This is a genomic window from Thauera sp. (assembly GCF_034003485.1).
In the GTDB taxonomy this organism is placed as follows: Bacteria; Pseudomonadota; Gammaproteobacteria; order Burkholderiales; family Rhodocyclaceae; genus Thauera.
Genome location: NZ_JAVEYL010000017.1, coordinates 48489 through 62010, shown reverse-complemented (window position 1 = coordinate 62010; position 13522 = coordinate 48489). Strand labels below are relative to the sequence as shown.

Annotated in this window: 12 protein-coding genes and 1 tRNA gene; 5 read left to right on the top strand and 8 right to left on the bottom strand. The window is 67.4% G+C overall.

The features are described 5' to 3' along the window. Nucleotides 1–15 precede the first annotated feature (15 nt). On the bottom strand, nt 16–1170 hold the full coding sequence (locus tag RBT54_RS11305; RefSeq protein ID WP_320367197.1) for a porin: 1155 nt from the start codon (nt 1168–1170) through the stop codon (nt 16–18). 268 nt (nt 1171–1438) lie between these two features. Between RBT54_RS11305 and RBT54_RS11300 the strand changes: the two genes are divergently transcribed. After that, nucleotides 1439–2365, top strand: coding sequence for a 2-dehydropantoate 2-reductase (locus RBT54_RS11300; RefSeq protein ID WP_320367160.1), 927 nt, complete (start codon nt 1439–1441; stop codon nt 2363–2365). Here RBT54_RS11300 and gabD read toward each other — a convergent pair. From gabD to RBT54_RS11280, 4 genes are all read right to left on the bottom strand, one after another. Next, nucleotides 2334–3791, bottom strand: coding sequence for an NADP-dependent succinate-semialdehyde dehydrogenase (gene gabD, locus RBT54_RS11295; protein WP_320367159.1), 1458 nt, complete (start codon nt 3789–3791; stop codon nt 2334–2336). The genes RBT54_RS11300 and gabD overlap by 32 nt on opposite strands. Before the next feature lie 126 nt (nt 3792–3917). After that, nucleotides 3918–3994 (bottom strand) — tRNA-Pro (locus tag RBT54_RS11290). A gap of 47 nt (nt 3995–4041) precedes the next feature. Beyond that, nucleotides 4042–5010, bottom strand: coding sequence for a polyprenyl synthetase family protein (locus RBT54_RS11285; RefSeq protein WP_413788443.1), 969 nt, complete (start codon nt 5008–5010; stop codon nt 4042–4044). Nucleotides 5011–5120: 110 nt separating this feature from the next. Continuing rightward, nucleotides 5121–6383 (bottom strand): extracellular solute-binding protein, encoded by a 1263-nt coding sequence (locus tag RBT54_RS11280; protein WP_320367158.1) that lies wholly within the window; start codon nt 6381–6383, stop codon nt 5121–5123. Between the two features lie 226 nt (nt 6384–6609). On the opposite strand from RBT54_RS11280, the gene RBT54_RS11275 reads away from it, so the two are divergent. From RBT54_RS11275 to RBT54_RS11260, 4 genes are all read left to right on the top strand, one after another. Then, complete coding sequence (locus tag RBT54_RS11275) at nt 6610–6999, top strand: hypothetical protein (protein WP_320367157.1); 390 nt, start codon at nt 6610–6612, stop codon at nt 6997–6999. A gap of 161 nt (nt 7000–7160) precedes the next feature. Next, a complete protein-coding gene (rlmM, locus tag RBT54_RS11270; protein WP_320367156.1) occupies nt 7161–8255 on the top strand; it encodes a 23S rRNA (cytidine(2498)-2'-O)-methyltransferase RlmM in 1095 nt (364 codons plus the stop codon). A gap of 189 nt (nt 8256–8444) precedes the next feature. Continuing rightward, on the top strand, nt 8445–9977 hold the full coding sequence (locus RBT54_RS11265; protein WP_320367155.1) for a DEAD/DEAH box helicase: 1533 nt from the start codon (nt 8445–8447) through the stop codon (nt 9975–9977). An 89-nt stretch (nt 9978–10066) separates the two neighbouring features. Then, nucleotides 10067–11425, top strand: coding sequence for an EAL domain-containing protein (locus RBT54_RS11260; RefSeq protein ID WP_320367154.1), 1359 nt, complete (start codon nt 10067–10069; stop codon nt 11423–11425). Here the strand turns inward: RBT54_RS11260 and RBT54_RS11255 are convergent. The 3 genes from RBT54_RS11255 to RBT54_RS11245 are packed head-to-tail and all read right to left on the bottom strand — an operon-like array spanning nt 11419 to nt 13510. Next, a complete protein-coding gene (locus tag RBT54_RS11255) occupies nt 11419–11829 on the bottom strand; it encodes a hypothetical protein (RefSeq protein ID WP_320367153.1) in 411 nt (136 codons plus the stop codon). The genes RBT54_RS11260 and RBT54_RS11255 overlap by 7 nt on opposite strands. Continuing rightward, complete coding sequence (locus RBT54_RS11250; protein ID WP_320367152.1) at nt 11829–13208, bottom strand: NAD(P)(+) transhydrogenase (Re/Si-specific) subunit beta; 1380 nt, start codon at nt 13206–13208, stop codon at nt 11829–11831. The genes RBT54_RS11255 and RBT54_RS11250 overlap by 1 nt, the downstream gene beginning before the upstream one ends. Beyond that, nucleotides 13205–13510, bottom strand: coding sequence for an NAD(P) transhydrogenase subunit alpha (locus RBT54_RS11245; RefSeq protein WP_320367151.1), 306 nt, complete (start codon nt 13508–13510; stop codon nt 13205–13207). The genes RBT54_RS11250 and RBT54_RS11245 overlap by 4 nt, the downstream gene beginning before the upstream one ends. Nucleotides 13511–13522 lie beyond the last annotated feature (12 nt).

Here is a 13522-nt window from a genome sequence, read left to right as displayed (position 1 = left end):
AGCCCGGGCAGCGCGTCAGAAGAACAGGATGCCGCCGACGGAGATCGTCCGCGTCTTCAGGTCGCCGGCGAACAGGTCGGCGCCCTCGCCCTTCTCCTGGTTGTATTCGCCGACCAGGGTGATGTACTTGTTCAGGCTGTGATAGACGCCGGCGGTGGCCGAGCGGAAGGTGTTGGTGTCGGTGAGCAGGCCGCCGCGGTCGCGGTTCTCGCCGTAGTTGAGGCCGAACTTGGTCTTGCCGACGGTGTAGGTGCCCTGCACGAAGTAGCCCCGGCCGTCGTTCTTGCCGAAGGGCGACAGGAACAGCGCGCCCACCGTCGACAGGCCCAGCCCGCTCGCGTCGAAGCCGTAAGCCACCGCCTCGAACGCGCCGAAGCCGATCTTGGCGCCGAGCTCGAAGCCGCTGGCGTTGAAGCTGCCCGCGCCGCTGGTGCGCTGGTGGATCGCGCCTGCCCACAGCGAGCCCTTGGTCGCACCGGCCTCCCAGTCGTAGTTGGCCATGGCCTGGAAGCCGGGGTTCTTGGTCTCGTCGCCGGCGAACTTGTTGGGGTCGAAGATGCCCGCGGAGGCCGACAGCCCGCCCATGGTCGGCGTGGTGTAGGTGATCTGCGGCTGGAAGCCGGTGTACATGTAGCCGTGGCCGATCATGCCGAAGGTGGTGTTGAAGGGCGTCGAGGCGTAGCTGTTGCCGCCGAGGCCGAGCAGGGTCATGTCGGACAGGATGATCTTCTGCCCGAACAGGCCGATGTCACGGCCGAACTTGACCGTGCCCCACTCCTGGTTGCCGAACTGGAAGTAGAGGTTACGGGTGTCGATCTGGGTGAAGGGGCTGTCGCAGCCGGTGGCCCCGCCACACCCCGGATCGCTCGGCAGGCCGACCACGTCCGACTTGTCGTTGATGCCGGGCGCGAAGCCGACGTGGGCCTTGATGTCCAGGCCTTCCACCTTGGTGGTGAACACGAAGTTGATCCAGCCCGGCAGCAGACCGTTGGTGAGCGCGGAATTGGTGGTCTTGACACCGTTGGCCTCGGCGGTGCGATGCGAGTAGAAGCCATTGACGGTGCCGTTGATGTCGAGCGTTGCGTCGCCCTGGGAAAAGCTGATCGCCTGCGCCGGCGCGGCGACGATCGCGAGCGCCGCGGCAACGCTGGCGCACAGCAGGCTGCGCATGGGCGTGTGGGAAGCGGGCTTGCGGGGGGTGGTCGGGTTCATGGAAATCTCCTCGAATGGTCGTGTTGTCGTTGGCTCCTCCGACCCGACTGCGTCGCAGCCGGGCTGGTGGCCGCTTCCGCAAACCCTGTGCCATTCGGGGAAAAACGCCGCAGAATGCGGCTTCCAGCGCCAGATCGGCGCGAACGCTGTTCAACATGCTCCACAGCCCCCTGCCCGCCGTGATCCGGAACGATGCTGCTGGAGCAGCAACAGGAACCCTCGAGGAATGAACCCACCCGACTCTCCGCTACCGGATCGCTACCCTCTCGCCATCATCGGCGCCGGCGCGCTCGGCCTCCGTTTCGCTGCGCGCCTTGCCGAGGTGATGCCAGTGGCGGTGATCGCCCGCGACGACGTGCGCGCAGCGCGGCTGCGAGCGGGGGTGACGGTGGGCGATCATCTGTACAAGCCCGACGTCTTTCCCGCCGATGCGCCGCCGCCGGCGGATTGGGTGATCGTCCTGGTGAAGGCCGGGGACACCGCAGACGCCGCGGCCATCGCCGCCCGCATGGACGCACAGGGCGTGCTGTCGCTGCAGAATGGGCTGACCGGGAAGGTGCTGCGCGCGCACTGCGCGACCGGGCGCGTCGACCAGGGGATCACGACCGAAGGCGCCTATCGCGATGGCGACCACGTGTGGCCGTCCGGGGCGGGCGAAACACTGGTGCCGGCAGGCTTCGAACCGGTCGCCGCGATGCTGGCGCGTGCCGGGCTGCGCGCCCGGGTCGAGCCCGACATCGGCGCCGCGCGCCTGGCGAAGCTGCTGGTGAACGTGGCGATCAACCCGCTCGCGGCCGTACATCGGGTGAACAACGGCGCCCTGCTCGCGCCGCCGCTACGCGCCGAACTCGACCATCTGGTGCGCGAGGCCTGGCCGGTGCTGCGCGCCGAGGGGCTGGCGCTCGACGAGCCCGCCGCCCTCGCGCGGGTTCACGCCGTCGCCGCGGCCACAGCGGCGAACCGCGCCAGCATGCTGCAGGACGTGCTCGCCAGCCGACGCACTGAAATCGACGCGATCACCGGTGCTCTGGTGCAGATGGCCGCGCGCCACGGCATGGCGGTGCCGACGCACGACGCGCTGTATCGTGCAGTCAAGGCGCTGGAGCCGGGCAACAGGTTGCTCAGCGAATCCCGCCCATGCACAGGTACTTGATCTCGACGAAGTCGTCGATACCGTACTTCGAGCCCTCGCGGCCGATCCCGGACGCCTTGACACCACCGAAGGGTGCGACCTCGGTGGAGATGATGCCCTCGTTGATGCCGACGATGCCGTACTCCAACCCTTCGGCCACGCGCCACACGCGAGCGATGTCGCGCGCATAGAAATAGGCGGCGAGCCCGAACTCGGTGTCGTTGGCCATACGGATCGCCTCGTCCTCGGTGTGAAAGCGGAACAACGGTGCCACCGGTCCGAAGATCTCCTCGCGCGCCACCCGCATCTGCGCCGTCACGCCGGTGACGATGGTGGGCTCGAAGAAGGTGCCGCCGAGCGCGTGGCGCTTGCCGCCGCACGCAATGCGCGCGCCCTTGTCCACTGCATCGGCGAGCAGTTCCTCGACCTTCGCCACCGCGTCCTCGTTAATCAGCGGCCCCTGCTGCACGTCTCCCGCCAGACCCGGCCCGACCTTGAGCTTCGCCACCGCCTCCGCCAGTTTCTCCGCAAAGGCGTCGTAGACGCTGTCCTGCACCAGCAGGCGGTTGGCGCACACGCAGGTCTGCCCGGCGTTGCGGTACTTGGATGCCATCGCGCCCGCAACCGCAGCGTCGAGGTCGGCGTCGTCGAAGACGATGAACGGTGCGTTGCCGCCGAGCTCCAGCGCCACCTTCTTCACCGTGCCGGCGCACTGCGCCATCAGCAGCTTGCCCACCTCGGTCGAGCCGGTAAAGGACAGCTTGCGCACGGTGGGGTTGGCAGTGAGTTCACCGCCGACCTCGGCCGCGCGGTTGGTGGTGACGACGTTGAGCACGCCGCGTGGCAGGCCGGCGCGTTCGGCCAGCTCGGCAAGTGCGAGCGCGCACAGCGGGGTGTCCTCGGCAGGCTTGATCACGATCGTGCAGCCGGCTGCGAGCGCAGGCCCCGCCTTGCGGGTGATCATCGCGATCGGGAAGTTCCACGGCGTGATCGCCGCCACCACGCCGATCGGCTCCTTGAGCACCACGATGCGCTTGTCCGCGCCATGCGCCGGGATCACGTCGCCATAGATGCGCTTGCCTTCCTCGGCAAACCACTCGATGAAGGACGCACCGTAGGCCACCTCGCCGCGCGCCTCGGCCAGCGGCTTGCCCTGCTCCGACGTCATCAGCACGGCGAGGTCTTCCTGGCTGGCCATGATCAGCTCGAACCAGCGCCGCAGGATCGTCGCACGCTCCTTGGCAGTACGCGCCCGCCACCCCGGCAACGCCGCCCCGGCCGCAGCAATCGCGCGCCGGGCCTCGGTGGCGCCCAGGTCGGGCACGCTGGCGATCGGGGTGCCATCGGCCGGATTACGGACCTTGAAGCTACGCCCATCATCGGCGTCCAACCAGGCCCCGTCGATGTAGGCCTGGGTACGCAGCAGACTGCTGTCCTTGAGTTGCATGATCCTTGACTCCTCGGGTATCGATGTGGCGGCGGCCCAGGCGGCCACGCATGGCCCTGCAAGTGCGGACAGGTCTGGGCCACCAACGCAAAAACCGCCTCGAGGGCGGTTTTTGGCGGGAATTGATGGTCGGGGAAAGAGGATTCGAACCTCCGGCCCCTGCGTCCCGAACGCAGTGCTCTACCAGGCTGAGCTATTCCCCGACACTTTTTGCTGCAGTTATTGCTGCCCTGCGAAGCCAGAAACTATATCAGTGTTTTCGCCGAACTGCAAAGTCCGATAATTGTAGCAACGCATCCTTGAAATTGGAAGGGGGGAGCACCGAAATTGCTTCGATTGCGAGCGTTGCTTCCGCCTGCGCGTAGCGCCGCGTCTCGGCGAGCGCCCCGCTATCCTGGATAGCGGTGAGTACGGCGGCAAAATCATCACGCCCGCCGTTCTCGATCGCGCCACGCACCAGCGCCGCCTGCGCGGGGGTGCCGTACTGCATGACGTGGATCAGCGGCAGGGTCGGCTTGCCTTCGGCGAGGTCGTCGCCCAGATGCTTGCCGGTGTCGGCTTCGTCGGCCGAATAGTCGAGCACGTCGTCGATGAGCTGGAAGGCGGTGCCCAGATGCATGCCAAAGGCGGCAAGCCGCGCCTCCGTATCAGGGTCGGCACCGCCGACGATGCCACCCAGACGCGCGGCGGCTTCGAATAGCTTTGCCGTCTTGTAGCGGATCACGCGCAGGTAGTCGTCGATGACGACGTCGGCGTTGTGGCAGTTCAGGAGTTGCAGCACCTCTCCTTCGGCGATGACGTTGGTGGCATCGGCCAGCACACGCATCACGTGCATGCTGTCGACCCCGACCATCATCTGGAAGGCGCGCGAGTACATGAAGTCGCCGACGAACACGGCTGCCGCATTGCCGTAGATCGCGTTGGCGGTCTTGTTGCCGCGGCGCAGATCGGACTCGTCGACCACGTCGTCGTGGAGCAGGCTCGCCGTGTGGATGAACTCGACCACGGCGGCCAGTTCGTGGTGATGCGTGCCCCGGTAGCCCATCGCCCCGGCTGTAAACAGCACCAGCGCCGGACGCAGGCGCTTTCCGCCACTCCGGACGATGTACTCGGCAACCTGACGGATGAGCGTCACGTCCGAATGCAGGCGCGTGCGGATCACCTCATCGACCGCACCCATGTCGGCTGCGATCGGCGCAAAAAGCTGCTTGACGGACAAGGCGGGTACGCTCGCGGCAAAAGCGCGGATGTTAGGCGGCGCCCGCGCGTGGCGTCAAGCCACGCACGGCCACGCACAGGCGGCACCGCACAATGCCGTGGGACACGTTGTCACTTGGCATCCTGGGCGCGCATCACCGCATTGTCGAGCGCCTCCTTGGCCGCCTTCTCGTCCGCCCACACTCCTGCGAGCTCCTCGTCGAGGATCCGGCGCACGCTCTGGCGCTCGACGACCGGCTGCGAAGACGACTGCGCGGTGGCCGGCTTGTTGCCGAGCTGGTCCACCGCCACGCGCACGTTCTCCAGGTCGTCCCCGAGCAGTTCGCTGCGCGACGCGAGCAGGCCGGCACGGTTCAGCGGGAGGTAGCCGGTTTCGCGCTGCCAGGCGACCTGGTTGTCCGCCTGCAGCCAGAAACTGATGAAGCGCGCGACCGCCTTGTACTCGGCCGGTTTCTTGCCGGCGGCGGTCCAGAGCGCAGGACCGTCAGCGACCGTGTTTTGCGGCGCACCGGGAAAATCCTCGTAGTACGGCAGGCGCGAAACAGCCACGTCCACCTTGCCGGCACGGCGGAAGTCGGTCCAGCTCGCCGACGGCGCCGCAATCACCGCACATTCACCGCTGGCGAAGCGTTGCTCGGCCTCGGCCTGCTGCGGGAATACGTGCAGATAACGGGCACGCGTCCAGCTCGCCATCATCGCGATGTGCTTGACCTGGAACATGCCGTTGAAGCTGGGCACGGTCACCTTGCCCTGCAGCCTCGCGACCGGCTCGTTGTGCCAGGCGCTGAGGTTCTCCACCATCACCCGCCCCGGCTCGGACACGGTGTAGGGGCAGGCGTGACCGGTGTCAGCGAGGCGGCCGAGCGTGTCCTGGAGTTCGATCCAGGTGTTGGTGCGGGTCGTGTCCGGGTTCATGCCCGCACGGCGCAGCGCATCGCGGTTCAGGAACAGCACCGGCGTCGACAAGCCCACTGGCAGCGCCAGCAACTGGCCCTTCGCATTGACGGGCGTGCGCGTCATCATCGCAGGCGGACGCAGGGTCTGCAGCGGCGCGCCGCTTTCCTTCATGAGCGCATGCAGCGGCTTGAAGCGCGGCGTGCCGCCCACGAACGCATCCTCGTCGTCGCCCTCGAGGATCAGCATGTGGGGCGCGGCCGTGCGCCAATCGGCCGCCGACAGCACGACCTGAACATCCTTGGACTGCGCATTGAAGCGCTCGACCAGATCCTTCAGCGCCGCAGCCTTCGTATCCGGCAGACGGTGGAACAGTTCGATCTGCTGCTGGGCCGCCGCCTGCGCGACGGCCCATGGCGAACCCACCGCGGCGCAGGCCATCACGGCCGCGAACATACCCTTGAAACGCTTTGTATTCATTGCCTTGACACACACGAAATAAAACCCGGACCGGCGGTCCGCGAGCCGCGCGAATTATAGAGCCGCGGGCACTGGAAGCGCAGGGGCACGATGTAACATCGTCGCGCTGCGCCCCGCTGGTCACGACAGGGGGCCGGCAGGCACCAGGGCCGATCGGCCCGAATGCAGTTCAGGTTTGACGCAAAGCTGCCGATAAACATCACAAGCCCGCTCACGACAAGTTGCCATGCGCCGTCCGTACCCCCTTTCCCTGCGCACCGTCGCCGCCCTGCTCGCCCTGCTGCCACTGATCACCGGCTGCGAGCAGGTTGCCGAACTGCTCGAACTCCCCAATCCTTCGCGCGACGCGGCGAGACTGGAGTCCGAAGGGCGCGCCATCGGCAGCGCGTGTCGCCACGCCGGACGCTCGCTCGAGGACTGCTACACGCTCAACGGCAGCGCCGAGAAGGCGGCCGTCTTCGCTGGCTGGCGCGACATGAACGACTACATGATGGAGCACAAGCTCGAGGTCGTGCCGTCACGGCTCACACCCGACGCGGTCAGGGCCACCGAGCACCTCGCCACATCGGCAGCGGCCACGGCATCTTCAGCTGGAACCGCCAAACCCGCACCCTGATCCGGGGCGCTGCTGGCGAGCACCGCCGCGCGCCACGCTCGCCAGCAGCGCCCTGCCGGCTTATCATCGGGAACTTGGCCCAGTCGCCGCCGACCCCGCCTCATCGTGGATCTCGTGCGCGACGGCCGTCCCGATCCCTTTCTGCGCTCCCGCGCCCGCCCATGAACCAGCATACCCCCGCCGCCGGCCTGCAATGCGCCGGCCTCATCGGCTATTGCCGCGCCGGCTTCGAGAAGGAGCTGGCTGCGGAGCTCGACGATCTCGCTGCAGAAGCAGGCCTGATCGGCCACGTGCGCGCAGAACCGGACTCGGGCTTCGTCGTGTACGAGACCTTCGAGCCCACCCCACTCGGCGCCTTTGGTGAAGCAACCGATTGGCGCCGCGCCACTTTCGCGCGCCAGTTGCTACCGTGGTTCGCCCGCGTCGACGGCCTGCCCGAGCGCGACCGCGCCACGCCGATCGTCGAGGCGGTCAAGGCCAGCGGCCAGCGCTTCTCCGGCGTGATGCTCGAGACGCCGGACACCGACGAAGCCAAGCAGCGCTCCGGCTTCTGCAAGCGCTTCACCGAGCCACTCTCCAAGGCCCTGGAGAAGAACGGCTGCCTGCGCAGCAGCCGCGCCGGACTGCCGGTGCTGCACGTGCTGTTTTCGGACGCCACCACCGCCTGGCTCGCCGCCGGCCAGCCCGGGCAGTGCTCGACCTGGCCGATGGGCATCCCGCGCCTGCGCATGCCCTCGAACGCACCCAGCCGGTCCACGGCCAAGCTCGCCGAAGCGTTCATGATGCTGCTCGAGGACGGCGAACGCGACAGCATCCTGCGTGCCGGCCAGCGCGCGGTCGACCTCGGCGCCGCACCGGGCGGCTGGACCTGGCAACTGGTGCATCGCGGCCTGCGCGTCACCGCGATCGACAACGGCCCGCTGCGCGACAGCGTGATGGCGACCGAGATGGTCGAGCACCTCAAGGCCGACGGCTTCACCTGGCGCCCGCACCGGCCGGTGGACTGGATGGTGTGCGACATGGTCGAACAGCCGTCGCGCATTGCCTCGCTGATGGCCGAGTGGATCGGCACCGGGCACTGCCGCTACGCGATCTTCAACCTCAAGCTGCCGATGAAGCGCCGCGTCGAGGCGGTCGAGCAGTGCCGCGAGCTGATTCGCAAGCGGCTCGCCAGCGTCGGGCCGTACGACCTGCGCATCAAGCACCTGTACCACGACCGCGAGGAAGTCACCGCCTTCCTCACGCTCAAGCGCTGAGCCCGCCGGGCGCGTGAGCCTGAGCCTGTGAGCAGGCTCGCGTACACATGGGGATCTCGGCGGTTGTCCACGAGGGCATCACCCGGTCGAGCGAAGCCCCTGTCAAGTAAAGGTTTTTGAGCGGTGTATAATCCGGGCTTTCCGTAATCCGGTGGTCGGTTGTCGACCACCTCAAACCCGAAGGCACCCATGAGTTTTGCCGACCTCGGCCTCATTCCCGAACTGCTGCAAGCCGTCACCGACGCCGGCTACACCGAGCCCACGCCGATCCAGCGCCAGGCCATCCCCATCGTCATCGCCGGCAAGGACGTCATGGGCGGCGCCCAGACGGGCACCGGCAAGACTGCCGGCTTCACGCTGCCGCTGCTGCATCGCATCGCCCGCCACGCCAGCACCAGCACCTCGCCCGCCCGCCACCAGACGCGCGCGCTGATCCTCGCCCCCACGCGCGAGCTGGCGATGCAGGTGTTCGAGTCGGTCAAGACCTACAGCAAGCACCTGCCACTGCGCTCGGTGTGCGTCTATGGCGGCGTCGACATCCGGCCCCAGCAGATGGAGCTGCGCCGCGGCATCGAAGTCGTCATCGCCACACCGGGCCGGCTGCTCGACCACATCGAACAGAAGTCGATCAACCTCTCCCAGGTCGAAGTGCTGGTGCTCGACGAAGCCGACCGCATGCTCGACATGGGCTTCATCCCGGACATCAAGCGCATCCTCGCCCTGCTGCCCTCGCAGCGCCAGAGCCTGCTGTTCTCGGCCACCTTCTCGGACGAGATCAAGCGCCTCGCCGACCAGATGCTGAAGAACCCGCAACTGATCGAGGTCGCGCGCCGCAACATGGTGTCCGAGACCATCACCCATGTGGTGCATCCGGTGTCCTCGGGCATGAAGCGCAACCTGCTCGCCCACCTGCTGCGCCACAAGCCGGACACCCAGGCGCTGGTCTTCGTCGACACCAAGCTGATGTGCGGGCGCCTGGCCCACTTCCTCGAGCGCAGCGGCATCTCGGCCGACGCCATCCACGGCGACAAGGGCCAGCAGCAGCGCACCGAGACGCTCGAAGCCTTCAAGTCCGGGAGGCTGCGCGTGCTGGTCGCCACCGACGTCGCCGCGCGCGGCCTCGACATCGACGAGCTCCCGTTCGTCATCAATTTCGAGTTGCCGCACACCGCTGAAGACTACGTGCACCGCATCGGCCGTACCGGCCGCGCCGGCCACCATGGCTACGCGATCTCGCTGGTAAGCTCGGAAGAGAAGCACTGGCTGTCCGAGATCGAGAAGCTGATCAAGTTCCAGATCCCGCAGGAGATGGTTCCCGGCTTCGATCCCGACCCCGACTTCCAGGAAGCGGGCACCCGCGGCCAGCGTGGTCGCCGTCCGGCCGCCGCCGCGACCATCGACAGCCCGCCCCCCGCTCGTAGCGCAGCCCGCGAGCAGGCAGGCGAGGGACGCCGGGAGCCGGTCCGCGAATCCAGCCGTGACAGCGCCCGTGACAATGCCCGCAGCGCCGCGCGGGACAGCAGCCGTGGCTCGAATCGGCGCACCCGGTCGACGATCGCCGCTGACGGCTTCGATTACACCAAGCCGTACGAACCGGTAAACCCGGTCGTCGTCACCGTCGCCGACACACAACCGACCCTTGCGGCGGCCGGCAAACCCGACCCGCTGCGCCGCGGGCAGCGCCCGATTGCCGTGCTGCTCGGCGGTCTCGGTCGAAAATAGCGGTCGCGTACCCCGCCTATTCCCGGGTCGGCGGCATCGGGGCATCAAGTATCCTGCTTGCCATGCCGTAATGATCTGACACCTTGTCGATGCTGCCGCCCGTGAATCCTGCTGGACATCCCCCGGGTGCCTCCCCTGATCCGGGCGCACCCCACCCTGCCGAAGCCTTCATCCCCGACCTGTCGGAGGGTGCAGAAACCGGCGTCTATCTCGCGCTGCTCGAACTGCTCGACGAAGGGCTGATCATCACCGGCGACGAGATCATCCTCGACGCCAACAGCGCAGCCTGCCGGCTCCTCGATCGCGACTACCGGCAGATCGCCGGCCGACCGCTCGCCGAACTGTTCGCGAGCGAGGAGGCCTTTCTCGCGGCGCGCGCACGACTCTTCATCCAGGGCGAACGTCGCGGTGCGCTCGATTTCGCCCGGCCCAGGCACGGCACGACGACGCTGGACTTCATCTGCGCGCCGCGCTTGCGCCCAGGCATCCATGCCATCCTGCTCAGCGCGCCGCCTGCATCTGGCCTGGCGAACACTGCAAACACGGCATTGCCAGCGCGCACCGTCCTCGCGGGCGCTGCTGGCCTGCATGCGCGCCTCCCGAGCGCACCTGCCGACCCCCGCAACATCGACACCCCCTGTTTCCGCACGCTCGCGCGCACACCCGGCTTTGGCGGCGAATACCTGGAGCAGGGCTTGCGCGAAGCGCTGGCCGCGGGCGGCCTTGCAGTGCACTTCCAGCCGCTGGTGGATGCACGCTCGGGCCGCATCTGCGCGGGCGAGGCGCTGCTGCGCTGGGAGCACCCCGAACTCGGGCTGCTGCCTTTCCGCAGCTTCATCGGCGCAGTCAACGACCGCCAGTTGATCTCCGAACTGGGCGACTGGGCGCTCGAGACGGCCTGTCGCAGCGCACGCAACTGGCCTGCCAGCCACGGCCCCGCCGGGCCGCGGCTGACGGTCAATGTCTCGACTGAACAACTGCTGCGCGGCGACTTCGCCGAGCGCGTCGCGGCAATCCTGCACCGCACCGATCTTGCCCCCGAGCGACTGGAACTCGATCTCGACGAGCGGATCTTCGAGATGGATGCGGCAGGACTGGAGTCGACGCTGACTGAACTTGCCGGCCGACGTGTCCGCCTGGCAATCGACGATTTTGGCCGCGGCCTGTCTTCCATCCCGCGGCTGCGCCGCTACCCGCTAAAGGCGGTCAAGCTCGACCCCGCATTGGTGAGTGGCGTCGGCCACGACGAGGACAGCGAGGCCATCGTCGAGGCGATCAGCGGCGTTGCCACCACGCTGGGGCTGGAGGTCTATGCGCGCGGGGTCGACAAGAAGGGTCAGCAGGCCTTCCTGAGTGCGCTCGGCTGCCACCTGCAGCAGGGCCCGCTGTTCGGCCCGTCGATGACGGTACAAGCGTTCGCGGCCTTTATCGCGCGCGGCGCTCAGTAGTCGAGCAAGGTCGTACAACTTTCCTCGCGGCCGGTCATGGCACTGAAGCGCTGCAGGCGCTCGCGCACGAAATCGTCAGACACGCTGCGGTCCGCGCAGTAGTCGCGCAACTGCATCGCCTGGGCGACGAACTGCATGCGCCGCGTCACATCCCCGATCGCCCGAAACACGTAGGCATCGGTGCGCCGCCACTCGGGCACATCCGGCGCGCTTGCGACCGCCTGTGGCTGCTGCGCGAGCGCGGCAGCCGGCATCAGTCCGACCACGGCAGCAAACAGCACGCCCCGCGCCAGACCACGCCCGAAATGCGCCGGGCCGTGGCGGCAGGCATTGCGCCCGCGGCCACGGCCCGGCTGCCGGACGAGCACCTCCCCCACCAGCCCGGGAGCCAGGGGGGCGGGCATCACCCTTCCATCGCCTTCACGTGCTGGATCACCTGTCCGATCGCTTCCTGCGCGCTGCCATAGAGCATGCGGCAGTTGTCCTTGTAGAACAGCGCATTCTCGATGCCCGAGTAACCAGCACCCTTGCCGCGCTTGACCACGATGACGTTCTGCGCCATGTCGGCGTTGAGGATCGGCATGCCGTAGATCGGGCTCGACTTGTCGGTACGCGCGACCGGGTTCACCACGTCGTTGGCGCCGATAACCAGCGCCACGTCGGCCTGGGCGAAGTCGTTGTTGATCTCCTCGAGGTCGAAGATCTTGTCGTAGGGCACACCGGCCTCGGCGAGCAGCACGTTCATGTGGCCGGGCATGCGACCCGCGACCGGGTGGATCGCGAACACGACCTCGACGCCCGCCTCTTCCAGAAGCTGCGCCATCTCCCACACTTTGTGCTGGGCACCGGCCACCGCCATGCCGTAGCCCGGCACGATGATGACCTTCTGGCCGTAGCGCATCAGCGCCGCCGCATCCATCGCCGACAGCTCGCGCATCGTGCCTTCGACCGCCTCGCCACCTTCGGCCGCCGCACCGGTGATGGGAGAGAAGATGATGTTCCTGATAGGACGGTTCATCGCCTTGGCCATGAGCTGGGTGAGCAGCATGCCCGAGGCGCCGACCACGATGCCGGCCACGATCAGCAAGGGGTTGCCGATGACGAAGCCCTTGAAGCCCACGGCCAGGCCGGTGAAGGCGTTCAGCAGCGAGATCACTACCGGCATGTCGGCGCCGCCGATCGGCATCACCAGCACCACCCCGAGCGCGAGCGCGAGCAGGAAGAACAGGAAAATCTCGAACCCACCAGGCGCATCGGAATAGGCCACGGTGAGGCCGATGCCGACGGTCGCCAGTGTCAGGAAGAAGTTGACGTTGTTCTGTCCTGGCAGGCGGATCGCCTTGTTCATCAGACCCTGCAGCTTGGCGAAGGCCACGCACGAACCCGAGAACGCCACCGCGCCGATGATTGCGCCCAGCGCCAGCAGCGTCGAGGTGACCGCGTCATGCTGCACGCCGCGCACCAGCTCGATCGCCGCAATGCCCGCCGCCGCGCCGCCGCCCATGCCGTTGTAGATGGCGACCATCTGCGGCATGTCGGTCATCTTGACGATCTTGCCGCTGTACCAAGCCACGCCGCCGCCGAGCACGATCGCAAGGATCATCAGGTCAACGTTCTTCAGGTCGGGCATGAAGAAGGTCACCACCGTGGCGCCGACCATCGCAAAACCGGCCCAGACGATGCCCTTCTTCGCCGTAACCGGCGAGGCCATCGCCTTGAGGCCGAGAATGAACACCACGGCGACGATGAAGTACGCCATGTTCACGAACCAGTTAGACGTCATTTGGAACCCCCTTCCTTGCGGCCGCCGGCCTTGAACATGCCGAGCATGCGTTCGGTGACGATGTAGCCACCGGCCGCGTTGGCCGCGCCCAGGAACACCGCAAAGAAGCCGATGACAAGTTGCAGCGGCTCCTCGGGGTCGGCGTGACCGAGCGCCACCATGGCGCCGATCAGCACCACGCCGTGAATGAAGTTGGAACCCGACATCAGCGGGGTGTGCAGGATCACCGGCACACGCGAGATCACCTCGTATCCGGTGAACGCGGCCAGCGCGAAGATATACAGCGCGGTAAAGCCATCCATGGGGCAATCCTC